18 protein-coding genes are annotated in these 18,838 nt (G+C 36.9%); 6 read left to right on the top strand and 12 right to left on the bottom strand.

Going from position 1 to position 18,838, the window contains the following annotated elements; genetic code table 11:
* Positions 1 to 108 precede the first annotated feature (108 nt).
* From E1140_RS19230 to lepA, 6 genes are all read right to left on the bottom strand, one after another.
* Entirely contained in the window at positions 109 to 621 is a 513-nt protein-coding gene (locus E1140_RS19230; protein WP_155188016.1) for a hypothetical protein, read from the bottom strand.
* A gap of 12 nt (positions 622 to 633) precedes the next feature.
* Positions 634 to 2,043, bottom strand: a complete 1,410-nt coding sequence (locus tag E1140_RS19225; RefSeq protein ID WP_155188013.1) for a SusD/RagB family nutrient-binding outer membrane lipoprotein — start codon at positions 2,041 to 2,043, stop codon at positions 634 to 636.
* An 18-nt stretch (positions 2,044 to 2,061) separates the two neighbouring features.
* On the bottom strand, positions 2,062 to 5,187 hold the full coding sequence (locus E1140_RS19220) for a SusC/RagA family TonB-linked outer membrane protein (protein ID WP_155188010.1): 3,126 nt from the start codon (positions 5,185 to 5,187) through the stop codon (positions 2,062 to 2,064).
* Between the two features lie 169 nt (positions 5,188 to 5,356).
* Positions 5,357 to 7,282, bottom strand: a complete 1,926-nt coding sequence (locus E1140_RS19215; protein ID WP_155188006.1) for an OmpA family protein — start codon at positions 7,280 to 7,282, stop codon at positions 5,357 to 5,359.
* A 40-nt stretch (positions 7,283 to 7,322) separates the two neighbouring features.
* On the bottom strand, positions 7,323 to 8,210 hold the full coding sequence (locus tag E1140_RS19210) for a bifunctional 5,10-methylenetetrahydrofolate dehydrogenase/5,10-methenyltetrahydrofolate cyclohydrolase (RefSeq protein ID WP_155188003.1): 888 nt from the start codon (positions 8,208 to 8,210) through the stop codon (positions 7,323 to 7,325).
* Between the two features lie 6 nt (positions 8,211 to 8,216).
* Positions 8,217 to 10,001, bottom strand: coding sequence for a translation elongation factor 4 (gene lepA / locus E1140_RS19205; protein ID WP_155188000.1), 1,785 nt, complete (start codon positions 9,999 to 10,001; stop codon positions 8,217 to 8,219).
* 99 nt (positions 10,002 to 10,100) lie between these two features.
* Here lepA and E1140_RS19200 point away from each other — a divergent pair, with 99 nt between their 5' ends.
* Positions 10,101 to 10,634, top strand: coding sequence for a DUF4924 family protein (locus tag E1140_RS19200; protein WP_155187997.1), 534 nt, complete (start codon positions 10,101 to 10,103; stop codon positions 10,632 to 10,634).
* Here the strand turns inward: E1140_RS19200 and E1140_RS19195 are convergent.
* Genes E1140_RS19195 through E1140_RS19185 form a run of 3 tightly spaced genes read right to left on the bottom strand, consistent with a single transcriptional unit; the run spans position 10,631 to position 12,999 of the window.
* Positions 10,631 to 11,905, bottom strand: a complete 1,275-nt coding sequence (locus E1140_RS19195) for an amidohydrolase family protein (protein ID WP_185153686.1) — start codon at positions 11,903 to 11,905, stop codon at positions 10,631 to 10,633. The two genes, E1140_RS19200 and E1140_RS19195, sit on opposite strands and share 4 nt — an antisense overlap.
* A complete protein-coding gene (locus tag E1140_RS19190; protein WP_155187991.1) occupies positions 11,901 to 12,590 on the bottom strand; it encodes a class I SAM-dependent methyltransferase in 690 nt (229 codons plus the stop codon). Before E1140_RS19190 ends, E1140_RS19195 begins: the two co-directional genes overlap by 5 nt.
* Before the next feature lie 4 nt (positions 12,591 to 12,594).
* On the bottom strand, positions 12,595 to 12,999 hold the full coding sequence (locus E1140_RS19185; protein WP_155187988.1) for a TerB family tellurite resistance protein: 405 nt from the start codon (positions 12,997 to 12,999) through the stop codon (positions 12,595 to 12,597).
* Positions 13,000 to 13,088: 89 nt separating this feature from the next.
* Here E1140_RS19185 and E1140_RS19180 point away from each other — a divergent pair, with 89 nt between their 5' ends.
* Together E1140_RS19180 and E1140_RS19175 are read left to right on the top strand one after the other, a co-directional pair.
* Positions 13,089 to 13,673, top strand: a complete 585-nt coding sequence (locus E1140_RS19180; RefSeq protein ID WP_155187985.1) for an acyl carrier protein phosphodiesterase — start codon at positions 13,089 to 13,091, stop codon at positions 13,671 to 13,673.
* A 42-nt stretch (positions 13,674 to 13,715) separates the two neighbouring features.
* A complete protein-coding gene (locus tag E1140_RS19175; RefSeq protein WP_155187982.1) occupies positions 13,716 to 14,084 on the top strand; it encodes a hypothetical protein in 369 nt (122 codons plus the stop codon).
* Here the strand turns inward: E1140_RS19175 and thiL are convergent.
* A complete protein-coding gene (gene thiL / locus E1140_RS19170) occupies positions 14,081 to 15,115 on the bottom strand; it encodes a thiamine-phosphate kinase (RefSeq protein ID WP_155187979.1) in 1,035 nt (344 codons plus the stop codon). The two genes, E1140_RS19175 and thiL, sit on opposite strands and share 4 nt — an antisense overlap.
* A 133-nt stretch (positions 15,116 to 15,248) precedes the next feature.
* Between thiL and E1140_RS19165 the strand changes: the two genes are divergently transcribed.
* The gene (locus E1140_RS19165) at positions 15,249 to 15,422 is read left to right on the top strand and encodes a hypothetical protein (RefSeq protein ID WP_155187975.1); all 174 of its coding nucleotides are present in this window, start codon (positions 15,249 to 15,251) and stop codon (positions 15,420 to 15,422) included.
* Here E1140_RS19165 and mce read toward each other — a convergent pair.
* Positions 15,419 to 15,820, bottom strand: coding sequence for a methylmalonyl-CoA epimerase (mce, locus tag E1140_RS19160; RefSeq protein WP_155187972.1), 402 nt, complete (start codon positions 15,818 to 15,820; stop codon positions 15,419 to 15,421). The genes E1140_RS19165 and mce overlap by 4 nt on opposite strands.
* A gap of 122 nt (positions 15,821 to 15,942) precedes the next feature.
* On the opposite strand from mce, the gene E1140_RS19155 reads away from it, so the two are divergent.
* Both E1140_RS19155 and E1140_RS19150 read left to right on the top strand, forming a co-directional pair.
* Positions 15,943 to 16,353: a hypothetical protein gene (locus E1140_RS19155; RefSeq protein WP_155187969.1), complete on the top strand. Its 411-nt coding sequence runs from the start codon at positions 15,943 to 15,945 to the stop codon at positions 16,351 to 16,353.
* Positions 16,354 to 16,365: 12 nt separating this feature from the next.
* Positions 16,366 to 16,692: a HesB/IscA family protein gene (locus E1140_RS19150; protein WP_155187965.1), complete on the top strand. Its 327-nt coding sequence runs from the start codon at positions 16,366 to 16,368 to the stop codon at positions 16,690 to 16,692.
* Between the two features lie 59 nt (positions 16,693 to 16,751).
* On the opposite strand, the gene E1140_RS19145 is transcribed toward E1140_RS19150, so the two are convergent.
* Entirely contained in the window at positions 16,752 to 18,752 is a 2,001-nt protein-coding gene (locus E1140_RS19145) for a caspase family protein (RefSeq protein WP_155187962.1), read from the bottom strand.
* Between the last annotated feature and the right edge of the window lie 86 nt (positions 18,753 to 18,838).

Genomic DNA, 18,838 nt, shown 5'->3' with positions numbered 1-18,838 from the left:
TCTAATTAGAGGCCTTTTTTTTATTCATTTGCTTTTGCAACTGCTAGTGGAGCTTAAGTTTATCTCCCATTAGAAAAGTTACAAAAACAGTTACTTGTATCGCACAAATTAATCTACATCAGCGATATTAACAGTTGCTGTCTTTAAGAAGCCAGTGCCTCCGCGACCTACCGCCAAAGTTTCTCCACCAGCATTAACAGCACTAACCAATTCAACAGTTAGTACTTTATCTCCATCAGCAACTCCATCAGTTAACAAGTCAATAGTCATTGTTACATTATCAAGATTGATGAAATCTTCAGGATCAACCGCCAAAACTATACTGCCACCTGAAGCCGTAGCTCCATCCACAGTAAAATCTGTGCCAAATACTGCATCCCCTCCAAAAACATATTGGATGGTAACATCAGTAAGGCTACCTGTAGGAGTCTCTATTACAAACTCTACACTTCCTGCATCTTCGTCTGTATCTTCAACAGCCTCATCAACATTCGTTCCTGGAGCATCAAAAGCTACATAACCTGGTAGCTCTGTCAAATCAAATCCCTGATCAGCAATATCATAGTCTTCGCATGAAGAAAATATGCCTGCACTAATCAATAATATTAATAATCTTTTCATAGTCTTCATATTTTATTTTTCAAACCACATTGGTGAATCAGTTGGTAAGTTTGTTGGTGTATTAGGATTAGAACCAATCTCATCTGGTGGATAATTAAACCTCTTCAATATTGTGCTAATGTTAGCAGAAGGAGGAGGCGTTAACGCTGGAACTCCTGTTCTTCTAACAGTATTCCATGCCACTACAGGGCGCAAGAAAGACTCCAAATACAATTGCTCATGAACATCAGCTAACGTAGGAGCTGCCAGAGATGAAACATAGGTAGAAATCTCACTACTAGACAAGGTATTCACAACACCAGGTATATCCTGTCCCCAGAATTGCAACGCTTGGGTAACTCCTTGATTATAGTACGTCTGAGCATCATCAGAACTAACATTTAATAATGCTAACTCTGCTCGATATAAACTAACCTCTGATGGCAAAAACCAAACATCTGGATAATTATCTCTAATGATATTATCAGCAATTACAGCCTCACCTGCAGGGAAAGTACCGTTGTCTGGCGCTCCTCCATTATCTGGATCTGCAATAAATAAGCCTTCTCTTGGATCACTATTGTTTACCAATGCATCATATAAAGGTTCTCCAACACCGTAAACCTCTTGTGCTTCGTTTGATATGCCAAAGAATGCTTCTACTAATTGGTTGTAAGCATGTGACTGCCCTGGACCTCCAACATATTTCAACATTGCCGCCTGACTGTTATCTTCAATTAATGGCTGAGATAATGCAGTTGTGATCTGAGCATCAACATTTACTTTGTTTCTTAACAACATTAAAACACGAAGTTTCAATGAGTTAGCAAACCTTCTCCAATTGTCCATGTCTCCTTCATAGATCAAGTCACCGACTGACACATCAAACACACCTGTAGCAGGCATACCATCAATCAAAGTCATAGCTTCATCAAGTAAATCAACAACTCCTCTGAAAACATTCTCTTGGGAGTCAAATGTTGGTAAAGGAAATTCCTGTCCATTGATTGCTTGAGAAAAAGGAACATCTCCCCAAATACTAGACAATTCGTAGAATGTCATAGCTTTTAAAATAACGGCTATTGCTGCCACATTATTAGAAGGTGCACCTGCCTCTTTAGCATCGAGTTCAACCAATTGCAAGTTACCAAGCACTTGATTGTACATCATAAACCATGTGTTACCCGTCAAGAAACTTGTAGTAGCACCGTTTCTTGGACTATTGAAACAAGCAGATACGTGTTGAGGAACATCTAATATTCTTGTTCCCAGTTCGGTCGCTTTTCTATTTGAATATTGAACCAATACATAAGGTAGGATCGCGTTTGGATCTGCACTTGATGCCACTAATGGGTTTGTATTAATGTCCAATGACTCATCACAAGATGTTGTACCAAAAATGGTCATAACACCTATCATCATTATTATATATAGTTTTTTCATTTTACTCAATTTTTTGGATTAAAAAGTTAATCTAACATTGAACCCAAGGCTTCTGGTAGAAGGAACACTTGCTCTTTCCACTCCAAACCCGTCAGCACCAGAACCAAATAGATTAGACTCAGGATCGATATGAGGAACTTTAGAATAAAGTAAAGCTAAGTTTCTTCCTTCAACTCCTACCTGCAATCCATTAATAAAGGAATTAGATAACATTGCAGTTGGGAAGGAATAAGAAATGCTGATCTCTCTAAGTTTAACAAAAGACGCATCGTAAATAAACGGCTCTGCAACGCTATTATCATTTATAGAAGTCCAGAAATCCTGAGCATTTCTCAATGGCACATCATTTTCTCTTATTGTTCCATCAGGGTTAGCAATCACACCAGTGGCATCGATAAATGTACCTTCTCTATTTTGAAGTGTTTCTTCTGTAAGACCACCTGTTTGAAGTCCTTCAACAGTTGAAGATTTCATGATTCCACCTGATCTCCAGTCTACAGTTGCTGATAAAGTAATTCCTTTGTATGAGAAATTATTCACAAAACCCATTGTAAAATCTGGAAGAACACTACCAAATGTTTTAGCCTCACCAGCTATTCTTCTACCTGTGTTAGGGTCAATCAATGGTCGGCCTGAAGCCGAGTCTCTAGCAAATGGAATTGCATATAATTGAAATTCCTTTCCAGGAACAGCTACTACTTGTACACTATTAAATGCACTTGCAATTAGCGTTCTTTCTAAGTCATCAGCTAACTCAACAACAGTTGACTCTGTATGGGTGAAATTAACAATAGTATTCCAGGTAAAATCTCCGATTTCAAGTGGTGTTGCAGAAAGTGATATCTCTATACCTTCTGTATCTACCTGTCCAACATTCGTCAATCTAGCTGCAAATCCTGTTGACTCTGGAATAGGCAATGCCAGAATCTGGTTCTTATTCTGTGACTTAAAGTAGGACACATCTAAACCAACTTTTCCATCAAAAAACTGAAGCTCTGTACCAAACTCATAACTGGTTTGTTGTTCTGGCTGCAAAGCAGCAGGAGGGATAGTATTATCCTTTGCAAATGCTAACCTACCATCGAATGGGAAATTGGCATTTAGACTATATTGTCCTGTTGCTGTAGAAATTGGATTGAAGTTAAAGTTCAATTGGTAAGGATTAGTATCATTACCTACCTGAGCATAACTGGCTCTCAATTTACCAAAAGACAATACATTATTAGCTATATTAAATGCATCCGTAAACACAAATGCTCCACTGATAGATGGATAGAAAAATGAATTATTATCTAATGGTAAGGTAGAACTCCAGTCATTTCTGGCTGTTACCGTTAAAGTTGCCCAGTTCTTGTAACCAAGTTCTGCTTGTCCGTATAATCCAAAAAGTTTCTGTTCAGAAAAACCTCTTGAAGCAACAACCTGCTCAGTATTACCTGGAGCAAATAATTCTGGAATCAACAATGATGTACCATTGATAGACTCTCTTTCAAAAATTCTTCTATTAAACTGAAAACCACCTAAAACATTCAAACTAAAATCACTTGATAGATCAGTTTGATAGTTGGCAATCATATCAGTAGTCAATTCATTTCTTTGGATTTTATCAATGATATAGGTTCCATCTACCCTTTGAGCTGTTCCTTTTCTGTTTGAAATTAAACGATCATCTACCTCAAAGTCATACCCTACTCTTGCAATCAAGTCCAATTTTTCCAATGGAGAATAAACCATTTCAAAGTTACCAATGAAACGATCGTCTTGTCTTTCATTTTTATTCTCATTCTGAATCCAGAATGGGTTATTTGACGTTGGAGTCAATTGATTAATCTGGTTTCCACTTTCGTCAATCCAAGGTTTGAAATTGTTATAATTAGCAGTACTACTAAATGAACCCAAACCAATAATATTAGGATCATTAGCTCCAGTTACACCTGTACCTTGAGAAGTAGTTCTTGCATATTGAACACCAAACCTCGTCTTTAATTTATCGTTATGCTTAACACCCGCATTAAGACCTATATTCAATCTATCTAATTCAGCGTTTGGAAGAATACCAGTTTGGTTCAATGAAGTTAAGCTCAATCTGTAATCCATGCGCTCATCTGCATCACCAATAGATACGTTATTAATGTATGAAACTCCTGTTCTGAAGAAGTCTCTAATACTATTATCATCCTGAGCAGTTAACGCTCCTGGTTGACCTGTAATTGGGAGAGCATCCACATTCTGCCCAACAATTTTTGGACCCCAGTCAAAACCAAGTGATGATGAATCATATTTCGCTCCACTACCCATGGCATAACCTTGCTGATAATCTGGAATCTTGAAAAGATCATCCATCCTTACTGTACTATTTACGACCACAGTAGCTCCGCCACCTTTACTAGCTTTACCTCTTTTGGTAGTAACCACGATCGCTCCTGCCGCAGCACGAGACCCATAAAGTGCAGTAGCAGCAGCACCTTTCAATACACTGATAGTTGCAATATCATCTGGATTAACTATGGCAGCACCGTTAGAAAAGTCTCTGTTTCCAGAAATTCTGGAAGTTGTATTCGTTTGAGCATCATTAATAAAGATACCATCCACAATCCAAATTGGATTATTACGGCCACTTAATGAAGTTACACCTCTAACAATAATTTTAGAAGATGCCCCTAGGTTACCACCAGTATTACTTATAGTAACACCTGTAACTTTACCTTGAAGAGAATTAACAATGTTTGTTTCTCTTGCTTTGGTAAGCTCCTCTGCATCTACTACGTCAATACCATAACCAATGGCTCTAGATTCTCTTTCAATACCCAAAGCTGTAACAACAACTTCAGATAATTGCTTGACATCTGGAGACATCTGTACATCAATCACTGATCTTGAGCCTGCAGAAATCTCCTCTGTGGCTAAGCCTATGAAAGAAAATACCAAAATTCCTCCTTCAGAAGGAATTGATAATTGAAAGTTACCATCAATATCGGTAACTGTACCTGTAGTTGTACCCTTAAGTACAACGTTTACACCTGGTAAAGTTGATCCATCTTCAATAGATGTCACCTTACCTGAAACGGTGCGTTCTTGAGCCCACGATTCACTAACTGTGAATGCGAACATCAACATGAAACTAAGCAGTAAAAACTTCTTCATATTGTATTGTTTAGGTTAAAAATTAAAAATAGTTTGCCTTAAACTTAGGACAAAAACATGAAATACAAATGAATTGTTTTGAAAAAAGTAACCTATTTGACGGGGGTAAGACTATTAATTATCTAACGAATAAACAATCAATACTCCAATTTGGGGGATAGTATTAAAATTATCTCAATCCGACTATTTTAAATTCTATTCTTCTGTTAAGTTGACGATTTTGATCTGAATCATTAGGAACTTTGGGTATTTTCGAGCCGAAGCCTTGATACGAAATTCTTTTTTGAACTATTCCTTGATTAACAATGAATGTTTGAACACTGATTGCTCGCTTTTTTGAAAGCTCCAAGTTATAATTGCTATCCCCTACATTATCAGTATGACCCTCAATTTGAATTTTGATTGAAGGGTTGCCATTCATAAAGTCTACTACTTTCTTTAGTTCAGTCTTTGACTTATCTGTCAATTCATATTTATCTGTTTCAAAGAAGATGTTATTGAGAACGGTCTTGGCTCCTTCTTTAATAGGTGAAAGAAGAAAGTCTCTTTGAATAGATTTAGAGCTATCCCCCTTTTGATAGTTGAAAGTATTGCTTTGAAATAAATATCCCTGACGTTCTACATATAATGCGTATTGAGAACCCTCTGTCAATACCATTAGATACTTACCATTAATTGAATCTGAATTTACCAGTGACACTCTCCTGTCTAAATCTAGGTCATACAATTCTATTTTTGCTTTTAATGGTTGTTGAGTTAGAGAGTCTTTAATTATTCCTGTAACAAATGATGTTCTATACTCTACTCTTTTAGATTTAGGAACATCAAACTCATATATAATACCTTTCCTATCCTTTGACTTATTATCCTCATTAGAATAATACCCTCTGTTACCATCTGATGTAATGAATAACGAAACCTGATCTTCACCATTATTAATAGGAGGGCCAAGGTTCTCTGGTTTCTCCCATTTATCATCTAATTCATTTGAGTAATAAATATCAAATCCTCCAAAACCCGGAAGTCCGTTGGTGGCATAATAAAGTGTTTTATTATTAGGGTGAATAAATGGAGATACTTCATCATTAACTGTATTAATACCTCTTCCTAAATTTACTGGCTTCTCCCATTCATTGTTTTCATTTTTAGATGCCAGCCAAATGTCTCTGCTCCCCACTCCTCCTGATCTGTTTGAAATGAAGAATAACCTCCGGCCGTCAGCTGACAAACTAGGTTGAGAGTCCCAAGCCGAAGAATTAATAACTGGGCCAAGGTTTTTTGGTTCAGACCATTCTTCTCCTGTTTTCTCACTTATATATAGGTCACAACTACCATATCCTTGTCTGCCATAGCATGACGTAAATATTAAAGTCCTACCATCTGCCGACAAAGTGCAGGTACCTTCATTAAATTCAGAATTAATATTCTCAGAAATAGATACTGGCAGTTGCCATTCACCGTCCTTGTCCTTTATAGAAACTACCAAATCTTCATCATACTGCATTGATGTACCTAATCTCCTTGTAAAAATTAAAGAGTTTTGATCTACTGATAATATGGGAAAGTACTGCATTGGAAAGGCATTAACAGTATCGCTTAGCGGATGTGGATCAAACTCAGCCATCTCTTCAGCATTGTCAATTGCAAATTGTGCATTGGTCAGAATCCTTTCCGCTTCAGCAACTCTCTGTCTGTTTCTTGGATTATAAGCCAGATATTTATTTATATAGATTATACTGGCCTCATAGTTATTCTTTTTTAGGTAAAGTTCTCCAAGTTCAAAAAAAGAAGGTCCATTATTGCCTGGGTTTAACTCTATAACTTGAAGCAAGAGTTTCTCCGCTAAGTCAATCTCTCCCTTTGCCTTATATATGACACCTAACCTGAAATAGGCTTCATAAAACTTTTTATCCTTAGAAATAGCCTGTTCTAAAAGGTCAATGGCTTGAGTATACTGCCCACGTACCCTGAAATTATCTGCTTCGGTATAAAGCTCAGCAGCCTTTTTTGATTTTGTGCTTAATTGAGCCTCAACCTGAAAGGCATTGACAATTGTGAAGACAACTAAAGAAAAAGTAAATATGATTAGCCTCATAGTATTCTAAACTATGAATCTATAACGAGAATAACCAGTATTAAATTTTAGTAGTAATGGTACTAGCTGTAGTTGCGGCCTTCAAAGTATTGAGCAGTAATGAGGCAATTGTCATTGGTCCTACCCCACCTGGTACCGGAGTGATAAAAGAAGCCTTTTTTGAAACTTCCTCAAAATCAACATCACCGCTAAGGGTGTAACCACGTTCGTTATTACTTGGAAGTCTTGTAATGCCAACATCGACAACTGCCACACCGTCTTTTACCATATCTCCTTTGATTAATGCTGGTTTGCCTGTGGCAACGATTAAAATATCTGCTTGTTTGGTGTGTTTAGCAAGATCTTCTGTGTAAATGTGACAAACAGTAACTGTAGCATTTTCATGATAAGACATAATTGAGCTCATTGGCGCTCCTACCGTTCTGCTATTACCTACCATTACACAATGCTTACCTTCCATAGGTACATTATATCTTTTCAACAATTCAACTATGCCGAATGGTGTTGCCGGCAAGAGCCCAGGCTTCTTGGAAGTTATGCGTCCATAATTCTCATTAGTAAAGCCATCTACATCTTTATGAGGCAATATCCTGTCTGTAACCTTAGCTGCTGAAATATGGTCTGGTAATGGGAGTTGAACAATTACACCGTCAATATCATCATCGGCATTGATCCGATCAATCTCTGTCATCAACTTGGCCTCCGAGATAGTTTCAGGGAAATTTAAAAGAGTATATTCAAACCCTACCTTTTTACAAGATTTGATCTTATTGTTTACATAGGTATGACTCGCTCCGTCATCCCCTACTAATATAGCTGCCAAATGAGGCGCTCTCTTCCCTGCATCTTTCAAGGCAGCTACTTCAACTGCTATTTCATTCTTTATTTCATCGGCTATCTTGCGACCGTCCAATATTGTAGCTGCCATCTTATATCAATCTAATTTTAACACTGCCATGAATGCTTCCTGAGGTATCTCTACATTGCCCACCTGACGCATTCTCTTTTTACCTTTTTTCTGTTTCTCAAGAAGTTTTCTTTTCCTTGAAATATCACCACCATAACACTTAGCCAAAACATTCTTCCTCATTGCCTTTACAGACTCTCTCGCAATAATTTTAGTGCCAATGGATGCCTGAATGGCAATTTCAAACATTTGTCTAGGTATTAACTCTCTTAGTTTTTCGCACAATCGCTTGCCCCACTCATAGGCCTTATCTCTGTGTACAATAGCAGAAAGTGCATCTACCTTTTCACCATTAAGCATAATATCCAGCTTCACCATGGTAGATTGTCTAAAACCTATCAGTTCATAATCTAAAGAAGCATACCCTCTTGAAAGCGTTTTTAGCTTATCAAAGAAATCAAATACTATTTCAGATAAAGGCAATTCGAATGTTAGCTCAACTCGATCTGAAGTTAAATAAACCTGATTTTTAATAACCCCTCTTTTATCCATACATAGACTAATGATATTGCCTATGTAATCAGATTTACTGATAATCTGAGCTCGTATAAAAGGTTCTTCTATATGAGAAATAGTATTTGGCTCAGGCATTTCAGAAGGTGCATTAATATCTCTTGAAGTACCATCTGTTTTAACCGCATGAAATTGCACTGAAGGAACCGTAGTAATTACAGTCATGTCGAACTCCCGCTCCAACCTTTCCTGAACAATCTCCATATGAAGCATTCCTAAGAAACCACATCTAAATCCAAAACCCAAAGCCGCTGAAGTTTCTGGCTCCCAAATTAATGCAGCATCATTAAGCTGCAGCTTTTCCATGGCTGTCCTTAGTTCTTCATATTCACTAGTTTCTACCGGATAAATACCGGCAAAAACCATAGGCTTAACATTTTCAAATCCTTTAACTGCAGGACAAGGTCTGTCAACGTGGGTAATAGTATCTCCTACTTTAACTTCCTTTGCGACTTTAATACCAGAAATAATATAACCTACATTTCCTGCGCTGATAGAGTTCTTAGGCAACTGCTTCAGTTTGAGAACGCCAATTTCATCAGCATCATAAGTTTTGTTAGTGTTAACGAACTTAACTTTATCTCCTTTATTTAGCGTACCATTAAATACTCTAAAATACACTTCAATTCCTCTGAATGGATTAAATACGGAATCAAATATCATAGCCTGAAGTGGCGCATCTACTTCGCCCTTGGGTGCAGGCACTCTGCTAACTATAGCTTCTAGAATTTCATTTATACCAATGCCCTCTTTTGCACTTGCATGTATAACATCAGAAGGATCACAACCAATTAATTCAACAATTTGGTCTGTAACCTCTTCAGGCATAGCACTTGGTAAGTCAATTTTATTTAAAACTGGAATAATCTCCAGATCATGCTCTAATGCCAAATAAAGATTAGAGATAGTTTGAGCTTCTATACCCTGAGCAGCATCAACAATTAACAATGCTCCTTCACAAGCTGCAATTGAGCGTGAAACTTCATATGAAAAGTCAACGTGTCCCGGGGTGTCAATTAGGTTTAGAATATATTCCTCACCATTAAGTTTGTAATCCATTTGGATGGCATGACTCTTAATGGTAATACCTCGCTCTCTTTCGAGATCCATGTTATCCAACAGCTGCTCCTGCATATCGCGGGCGCTAACAGTATCAGTGGCCTGCAGCAATCTATCAGCCAAGGTACTCTTGCCGTGATCAATGTGAGCGATAATGCAAAAATTTCTAATGTTTTTCATCTAAACCTATTCCCTTATCTTCGAAAAATGAAGTGCAAAAGTAGAGAATTATTGATTCTTAAAGAATACAGTCGTTAAACATATATTTTTAGCCTTAGTATGAGCATCGCAGAACATAAAAAACAAAATAATATTGTTGAGTATATCATCCATATGTATCAAACAGAAGACCTTATCAGGGTTTTTGATATGGATATAGAAAATATCAGCCAGTATGTGATAAAACATATTCCTGAAGGTGATGCCTCCAAAGAGGAATTAATTGCATGGTATCAGACAATTCTGGATCAAATGAAGAACGAAGGTATTGAGAAATCAGGGCATCTTTCAGAAACACAGAAAATTGTAGAAAACTTAAATTCCCTTAAGAATGAACTTCTCAGCTCGGATGAAGAGTTTAAGAAAATTTACTCAAAAGCATCTCCATCCATTCAGGAATTCATTGCTATGTCAGAAGGGAAAATAAATGATGAGATTCAAATCTGTATTAATGGCGTTTACGGTCTGTTACTGGCTAGAATAAACGGAAAAAAAGTGCCGGATGATGTACAACCGGCACTTGATCAATTTGGTAATGTATTATCCTACTTGAGTTATAAATACAAGCAGCAAAATTTTTTGAACGACAATTAGTTTTTATAGACCTTACCGCCTTTCATCACGAAAGTGACGTTTTCCATGGTCTTAATATTTTTTAATGGGTCCTCATCAACTGCTACTATGTCTGCAAGTTTTCCTTTTTCAACAGAACCTAGCTTGTCGGTAATTCTCAAAAGTGAGGCTGCTCCCATCGTGGCAGATTTAATTGCTTCCATTGCCGGCATGCCTGCTTCTACCATATAGCCAAATTCTTTCCCATTCTGGCCGTGATCAAAAACTGCGGCATCCGTTCCAAAAGCAATTTTAACACCTGCTTTATAAGCTTCGGCAAAAGTGTTTTGAATTTTAGGGCCAATGGCTAAGGCCTTAGGAACAATAATAGCAGGAAAGTATCCGGGAATCTTTGCCCTTTCTTCAACTGACTTTCCTGCTGTGATAGTTGGCACATAGTAAGTCCCCTTTTTCTTCATCAGCTCCATTATCTCAGGTGTCATCAAGGTGCCGTGCTCAATAGAGCTAATACCTGCCTCTACTGCCCTTTTCATTCCTTCCGGGCCATGAGCGTGAGCAGCTGTAACCATACCATAATCATTGGCTGTTTCTACAATAGCTTTCAACTCATCCATTGTGAACTGCGGGCCTGATCCATCTTTTGCAACACTCAAAACTCCTCCTGTTGAAGTAATCTTAATAACGTCAGAACCTTCTTTGTAACGCTGTCTTACTGCCTTTCTAGCTTCATATGGTCCATTTATTACACCGTCTTTTGGTCCCGGATCACCCATCAAATCTTCTCTATAACCATTTGTTGGGTCTGCATGTCCTCCAGTTGTTCCAATGCTTTTACCAGCAGTATATATTCTAGGACCATCAACTTTACCTGCATCAATCGCCTTTCTTAAAGAAATGTTTACTCCACTACCACCAAGGTCTCTAACTGTAGTAAACCCAGCCATTAGCGTGGTCTTGGCATAAACAGCGGCATCATAAGCAATATCACTTTTGTTTTTGGTGAATTCATTAAGGTAGCTCATCGGGCTTGACTGACCTTCAATGTGAATGTGCATGTCCATTAAACCGGGCATTACGGTTTTTGATTTAAGGTCAATAACAGTGTCAGACGGCCCGGCAGTTTCGTAGCCCTTTTTAACATCTACAATCCTGTCATCCTTTACGATGATGGTCATTTCCTTTTGTGGCTTGTCACTTATACCATCGATCAGCTGACCGCAGTAGATTAAGGTATTCTGCCCAAAGGCCTGAACAGAGATTAAAATAAAGGCTAAAAGAGTAATTTTTCTAATCATAGTTATAGGGTGTTAGTATTGCTAAATATTGGTCATTATCTTCTTTATGAACTATCTGACAATGCCATTCATTGTCATTACTTAATTGGATTAAAAAGTCTGAATCAATATACAACCAATTGAACCACTCTCCAACAATGTGTTTATACTCATAACAAAACTCCACTTCGCCATAATAGGGCTCTTTAGGAATTTCGTCATACATATATGACACATCACTCGAGTCAACTATAGCTACTCCACCTGGGCTAAGCAGCGATCTGAGTTTTTTAAAAAAACGTGGGGCCTCTGATACTTTACCGCACAAACCAAAGCCATTCATTAATAATAGCAGTGTATCAAATTTTTCGCCCTTAAGATCAAAAAGGTTTTTATTGATTACATTTTTAATGCCTATACTCTTCATTGCAGAGCAGGCAAATTTTGAAATTTCAAGAGCCGTAACATCAATGCCCATAGCCTGAAGGGCTGCGCTATGTACACCGGTACCTGCGCCAATGTCCAGCGTGCGACCTTGACAAAAGCTCAAAGCAATGTTATCTAAATCAGTAAAATCCTCCTCTGATCGATAGAATACTTCAACAGGCATAAGTTCCGGTTCACCGTAGCTATTATGAAGTATTAAATCTGCTGAAACTTCTGTTTCGAAATAATCAGAAAGTGCCTGTTCGTAGGGTGTCAATTTTTTAATTAAGGTATTGCTCAGCTCTCTGTTTTATTTCTTCCTTGTTTATGGCTTGCTTTGGGTCAAGATAGGTAGTAGAAACCAAATCAAACAATGCCTCCTCGTTGTAGCCCATCTTTTTAATAACTTGAAAACAGAACTTCATTTCTTCTTTCGCTATTCGTCCATCTATTTTCATAACCAGAACAAGGTTAGTCATAAGCTCAATCTTCTGTTCTTTGGTAAGGTTACTTAATGAAGGTATATTATGGTCAGTTTTTGTTGTTTCTATTATCTCTTCAATGTCCTCTGATGAAACATTACTAGAAGTACCTATTTGTCTTATTAATTCTAACTCGGCATGATCAGTCTCACCATCAATCTTTGCCATCATTACTAAAATATTGAGATGTGGATTATCCTTCATACCTAATGACTTTTGGAAAACATAAACGTTAAGCAATTTAATAAATCCTTAGAAATAAAACCTTAGTTTTAAATCAAACCATTGTTAAAATGAATTTCCTTGCTCACATCTACCTATCCGGAAGTAATGAACCTCTAATGGTAGGGAATTTTATTGGCGACTTTGTAAAAGGAAATCAACTTAATGACTTTGAAAGTGAAATTACCAGAGGTGTTAATTTACATAGGGCAATTGACGAATATACTGATCAGCACGCTGTGGTCTCCAAAAGCAAGGATAAGCTCAGAGAGAAATACCGCCACTATTCTGGCGTAATTGTAGATATCTATTATGACCACTTTTTGGCCAAAAACTGGTCTGATTATCATAAAACAGATTTGTTAACTTTTACATCCCAGTTTTATACTTCGATTAATAGCTACAATAACATTTTACCCAAAGGAGCAAAATACATGCTCCCGTACATGATGGAAAACAACTGGCTGTATAATTATTCTAAGGTAGAAGGCATTAATCGGGCTTTAGGAGGCATGTCCAGAAGGACAAAGTTTGATTCTAAAATGGATGAAGCTGTAGTTGACCTAAGAGCACATTATGATGAGTTTGAGGAAGAGTTCAAAGACTTTTTTGTAGATCTTCAAAGCTTTGTAGCCCAATGGCTCAATGCTAATTAAGATAATACTTAAGTTTGCAATGGAATAAATCTGAAGATTACAATGAATAACGATCCGGAATTAAACGGCAAATATTTAGGCTCAATAACACAGGATTTTGTGGTGGTATCTGACACTTTGAAAGAAGCATCTTACCAGATAAGGAAAAGAAAGTTTTCCGATCACCCTATATTTCCTATCTCAAAGTTTGAATTACCGATTGGTCAGTTATTAATAGCCAAAGAAGATCTAGCCACCAATTGGAACTATAACGCTTCGTTTCTAGACGAGTTCACTCAAAGAGAAATCATCGGAGAAGAAAAGGTGGAAGATTTTAAAGCCAACTATAAAGATCCTGACGAGTTCTGCTGTCTTTTCGTTATAGACAATGAATTCACCAATTTTGTATTCATCCCCTACCCTGAAGATTAATTCTTATAATGATTCCAGCCTTGGGCAGTAATATCAACAATATTTTCGCCCTTGGTTATCATTTTGGTTCCTTTTGAAGCTTCATGGATATAGCCTATCAGGTGAATGTCGGCATGATTTTTAACCTTCTCAAAATCTTCTTGACTGATTGTAAAAAGGAGCTCATAATCTTCACCACCGTTAATAGCAGCTGTGGTTGAATCTATCTTCAGTTCGTAACCCGTATCATAGGTCTGCTTATCTACTGGTAATTTGTCTTCATAAATTTGAAGGCCTTTTTCTGATGCTCTTGCTATATGCAGCAACTCACTACCTAGACCATCAGAGATATCAATCATTGCCGTTGGTTGGATATTTAGCTCTTTCAACTCATGGATCATGTCCATTCTCGCCTCTGGCTTCAACTGACGCTGCACAATGTAATCATACTTCTCCAGCTGGGGCTGCATATCCGGATTGGCCATAAAAACCTGCTTTTCACGTTCCAACACCTGAAGACCCATATATGCACCACCCAAATCGCCAGTTACGCAGACTATATCATTCAAATTTGCTCCACCACGGTAAGCCACTTTCGTCTTATCAACAATACCAATGGCAGTTATAGATATTACCAACCCACTGGCTGAAGATGTGGTATCACCACCTACCAGATCAATTTTGTAATTATCACAAGCCATTCTAATTCCTTCATAAAGTGCATCAACAGCCTCAATCGAAAAACGATTACTAAGTCCGATATTAACGGTAATCTGAGTTGGTGTGCCATTCATTGCAGCAATATCAGAGACATTAACGGCCACTGCCTTATAACCTAAATGTGCCAAAGGCATATAGGACAAATCAAAATGAACGCCCTCCAATAGCATATCAGTAGCTATCAAAGTATAGCTATCACCATTATCAATAACGGCCGCATCATCACCAATCCCCTTAACAGAACTCTTTCCCTCAATCTTGAACTTTTGACTGATTCTATCTATCAATCCAAACTCTCCTAGTTCACTTAATTCTGTTCTTTTTTCCGCCATTTTAGTGTTTTTTGAAAGTTATTTACCGCAAAATACTGCAATCTAACTGCCAAAGGTACGTCATAACTACATCTATAGGGTATCTAAAATCCAAAAAATCTAAGTTTACGTTTCTATATTAAAAGGAACTGTGATGAAACGATTTATAGAACAAATAGTAGTAGCATGTCTGCTCATAGGATTGATTGCAGCCTGCGGCCCTAGACCTCAGTACAAAACTGCCAAAGGGAAGAAAAAAATGAAATACTATAACTCTATTCAATATGATAGGGCCCCTCTACCTAAGTCTAATAACAAAAGACGTTAAATAATTTCCTGGCAAAGTTCGATTAATACCCCATTTGTGGATTTAGGGTGAAGAAAACAAACTAATTTGTTATCGGCACCCTTTTTTGGCTCCTTATTTATTAGTTGAAAACCTTCCGCTTCGAGTCTTTTCATTTCTTCATGAATGTTGGCAACCTCATAGGCAATATGATGAATGCCTTCACCTTTCTTATCAATAAACTTGGCTATGGCGGATTCTTCATTTGTGGCTTCTAACAGTTCGATTTTAGTCTCCCCCATTTGAAAAAATGAGGTTTTTACATTTTCAGAAACAACTTCTTCCAATTTATAAGGTGCTCTATTGAAGAGTTTACCAAATACTTCGTTAGACTCACTAATGTTTTTAACGGCTATTCCTATGTGTTCAACTTTTAACATAAATCCTTAAATTCACTTATATCAATCAAATCAGTAACTTTGTCTAAAGTTTGAAACTTTTTGGTGATGCCGAAAGTTTTAAACTAAATTTATTTTAACAGAAGTTAATCCAGAAATATATAATGGAGGCAGTAACAGATGTGCACGTTGAGGCAGCAAGAATTCAAAAGGAGATAAAAAGTCACCTTGGGCTCCGTAGCAATGCACTTATTTTTGAATACAGCAAGTTTGAAGGTAAGACCAAGCTCGATCTTATTACGATAAACCCAAGACATAATCAGTCATTTTTATTTCATTCAGAACTGGGTTTTGATAAAATTGATGCGCTGAAAAAAATGCTTGTGTATGTTGAGAACTATAAGGAAAAAGAAAGTCCTTATACTATTCAATGGATTGCAAATGGAGAGACTAAGGAATTACATACTTCCTACTTTAGAGCGAGCAGTATATATGATGCTTTAGATAAGCTTTATTATGGTAGAGACAGTAATACTATTACAGTTTTCAGTGTTGTTTTAAATCCTGTAGCTTAATTTTGAAGAAATATGATTAGTGTAACAGAAAAAGCGAAAGAAAGAATCATCAATCTGAGATCTCAGGAAGGAAAGAGTGATGATCATAATATAAGAGTTTTAGTTCAAGGCGGTGGATGTTCAGGGTTAATGTATGACCTAAAGTTTGATTCGGCTATTGAAGAAAAGGACGAAGTTTTCGAAGACAATGGCATTAAGATATTAGTAGACAAGAAGAGTTTGCTTTACTTATTAGGCACTACATTAGACTTTTCTGACGGATTGAATGGAAAAGGATTTCAATTCATAAACCCAAATGCTACCAGAACTTGTGGCTGCGGAGAAAGTTTTGCAGTATAATTTCTTAAATATATCTAAACAAAAAAGGCAGATTCAATTGAATCTGCTTTTTTTGTTAATTAATTCTTTCTATAGAATATAAATTCTCCTCCTTCATCACCTGCCCCTTTCAAAGGGTTTCCTATTGGAGTTTGATCTGAGATTTCAGCCACATTGATTTTAACATATTGAACTATCTGACTTACTGGCAACTTTTCCTTATTATTTTCCTTTAAATAATTGACAAGTGTACTAGTAAATGGGCTATTTGATCCTGATGCCCCATCAGAAACTACCTCTAATCTTCCTGATGCCAGTCCCCAACGCGATTTATACTGCTCTACATTATCAGCATATCCACGGTTCGAAGTTCCGAACAAAGAACCCGAAAAACATGCATCTGCCACCAAAAATGTATGTTGAGAATCAATATTTTTTATAATTTTTAATATATCCGAATTAGACAAATAGTCACCTGTACTATTAAGCTTAGCATCAGCGGGCACCCAATAACCTTCATTCAATAGTTCGTCAAAATAGCCATGACCGGAATAATAAATCATCAGATTATCCTTAGGGGTTATCTTCTCAATCAAACTTCTAAGACCTTTGTAAATATTATTTCTAGTTGCTTGCTCATTCTTTATAATTACTATGTCGGTAAAATCAAAGTCATATTGTCCCATTAAAACACTTACTACAGCATTAGCGTCATTAACTGCATTAAAAAGCTTTGGCCAGTATTCATAGTCATTAATACCAACTGCAAATAGATAATTCTTGGCTTCGGCAGCGTTATAGTTGCCACCTACCAAATCTTTTCTTGTTACAATAAACTTTTTTAAGGCAATATTCTCATTAATATCGGTAACTTCTATGGTCACATAATTATCTCCTTGAGATAAGGGCAGGTTAATTACAAAATTACCATTATCCTTCATTGGTGTTTCTATTCCATTAATACGCAAACGCTGAACACCTGATTCATCCATTACCAAACCAGTAATTGGAATTAAATCCCCTGAATACCTGACTCTATTATCCACAATATTAGCCGGTTTGGACACAAATATTTGAGGAGGTGTTTTATCTGACTCATCCTTAAAGTTGAAAATTTGAGAAATATTCAATGGTGTTACATCCCAAATATCTACGGATGACGACAAATTATTGGAAGTCAGTAGCTGATCGCCTTTCGCATTAAAATTCACGCTTACAACTGTTCCATTCCCCACTTTGCTTAGAGTGGTATGCACAATCTCCTCTTCTACATTCCAAATCTCAACTAATTTCTCACTGGTGCCAACGGCTAAAAATTGACTGTCCTTACTAAAATCCATTGAATAAATCCACCCATCAACATTTAGTACTCTTGTTATAAATGAAGGACTTTTTAAATCCGTTATATAAAGGATTCCATCATGCCCTCCAGATGCTAAGAAATTTCCATCAGGGCTAAAAGCCAACTCCCTCACCCAGTCTTTTTGATTAAAGCTATTCACCTCGGAATAATTCGATGAATTAAGTATAGTCACTTTTTTATTTGCTCCACAATAGGCTAGATATTTCCCATCAGGACTAAATTCCACATCCAGCAAACCTTTCTTATTATTAATAGTGTGTTCAATCTTCTTGGATTTTAAATCTAATATATTTAGTACTCCATCTACATCTACGCTGGCTAGCAAACGATTACCTGGAGAGAGTGAAATAGCTCTTAATTCCTTTTGATGCCCTTCAAGATAGAATAATTTACTTTTTGTTTTTAAATCCCAAACCTCAATTGGATGATTCTTCTCAAAGGACCCATAACTACCTGCCAAATAAACATGCTGATTTTTCTCATCAAATTCGATATCATATATCAGCGAATAAGGTGTTTCAATTTCTAAGTATAACTTATCACTTCCAGGCAGATATACATTTACATTTCCCTTATCTGCCACCAAAACATACTTATCATCTTTTGAATAGATGGCCGCATGTGATTCCTTAGAAGACGCTTCAATGGATAATATTTTATTTTGTGATATCCCTTTAATGGATACTACTACAATGAGTAAAACAGTTATTAGTCTCATTACAATGTTTTTCTTTGCCCAAATTTAAACGCAAACCCAAAATTGATAAAAAATGGTTCATAAGAGAGTTTTGCATTTTCATCACC

It is taken from the genome of Fulvivirga lutimaris (genome assembly GCF_009711525.1).
GTDB lineage: Bacteria > Bacteroidota > Bacteroidia > Cytophagales > Cyclobacteriaceae > Fulvivirga > Fulvivirga lutimaris.
The sequence above is the reverse complement of the archived record's forward strand: the minus strand, read 5'-3'. Positions and strand labels throughout refer to the sequence as shown.

What these genes read in the sequence shown, in the direction of transcription:
- E1140_RS19230 (WP_155188016.1), bottom strand. Translation starts at nt 621, where the DNA reads ATGAAAAGATTATTAATATTATTGATTAGTGCAGGCATATTTTCTTCA.
- E1140_RS19225 (WP_155188013.1), bottom strand. Translation starts at nt 2,043, where the DNA reads ATGAAAAAACTATATATAATAATGATGATAGGTGTTATGACCATTTTT.
- E1140_RS19220 (WP_155188010.1), bottom strand. Translation starts at nt 5,187, where the DNA reads ATGAAGAAGTTTTTACTGCTTAGTTTCATGTTGATGTTCGCATTCACA.
- E1140_RS19215 (WP_155188006.1), bottom strand. Translation starts at nt 7,282, where the DNA reads ATGAGGCTAATCATATTTACTTTTTCTTTAGTTGTCTTCACAATTGTC.
- E1140_RS19210 (WP_155188003.1), bottom strand. Translation starts at nt 8,210, where the DNA reads ATGGCAGCTACAATATTGGACGGTCGCAAGATAGCCGATGAAATAAAG.
- lepA (WP_155188000.1), bottom strand. Translation starts at nt 10,001, where the DNA reads ATGAAAAACATTAGAAATTTTTGCATTATCGCTCACATTGATCACGGC.
- E1140_RS19200 (WP_155187997.1), top strand. Translation starts at nt 10,101, where the DNA reads ATGAGCATCGCAGAACATAAAAAACAAAATAATATTGTTGAGTATATC.
- E1140_RS19185 (WP_155187988.1), bottom strand. Translation starts at nt 12,999, where the DNA reads ATGAAGGATAATCCACATCTCAATATTTTAGTAATGATGGCAAAGATT.
- E1140_RS19180 (WP_155187985.1), top strand. Translation starts at nt 13,089, where the DNA reads ATGAATTTCCTTGCTCACATCTACCTATCCGGAAGTAATGAACCTCTA.
- E1140_RS19175 (WP_155187982.1), top strand. Translation starts at nt 13,716, where the DNA reads ATGAATAACGATCCGGAATTAAACGGCAAATATTTAGGCTCAATAACA.
- thiL (WP_155187979.1), bottom strand. Translation starts at nt 15,115, where the DNA reads ATGGCGGAAAAAAGAACAGAATTAAGTGAACTAGGAGAGTTTGGATTG.
- E1140_RS19165 (WP_155187975.1), top strand. Translation starts at nt 15,249, where the DNA reads ATGAAACGATTTATAGAACAAATAGTAGTAGCATGTCTGCTCATAGGA.
- mce (WP_155187972.1), bottom strand. Translation starts at nt 15,820, where the DNA reads ATGTTAAAAGTTGAACACATAGGAATAGCCGTTAAAAACATTAGTGAG.
- E1140_RS19155 (WP_155187969.1), top strand. Translation starts at nt 15,943, where the DNA reads ATGGAGGCAGTAACAGATGTGCACGTTGAGGCAGCAAGAATTCAAAAG.
- E1140_RS19150 (WP_155187965.1), top strand. Translation starts at nt 16,366, where the DNA reads ATGATTAGTGTAACAGAAAAAGCGAAAGAAAGAATCATCAATCTGAGA.
- E1140_RS19145 (WP_155187962.1), bottom strand. Translation starts at nt 18,752, where the DNA reads ATGAGACTAATAACTGTTTTACTCATTGTAGTAGTATCCATTAAAGGG.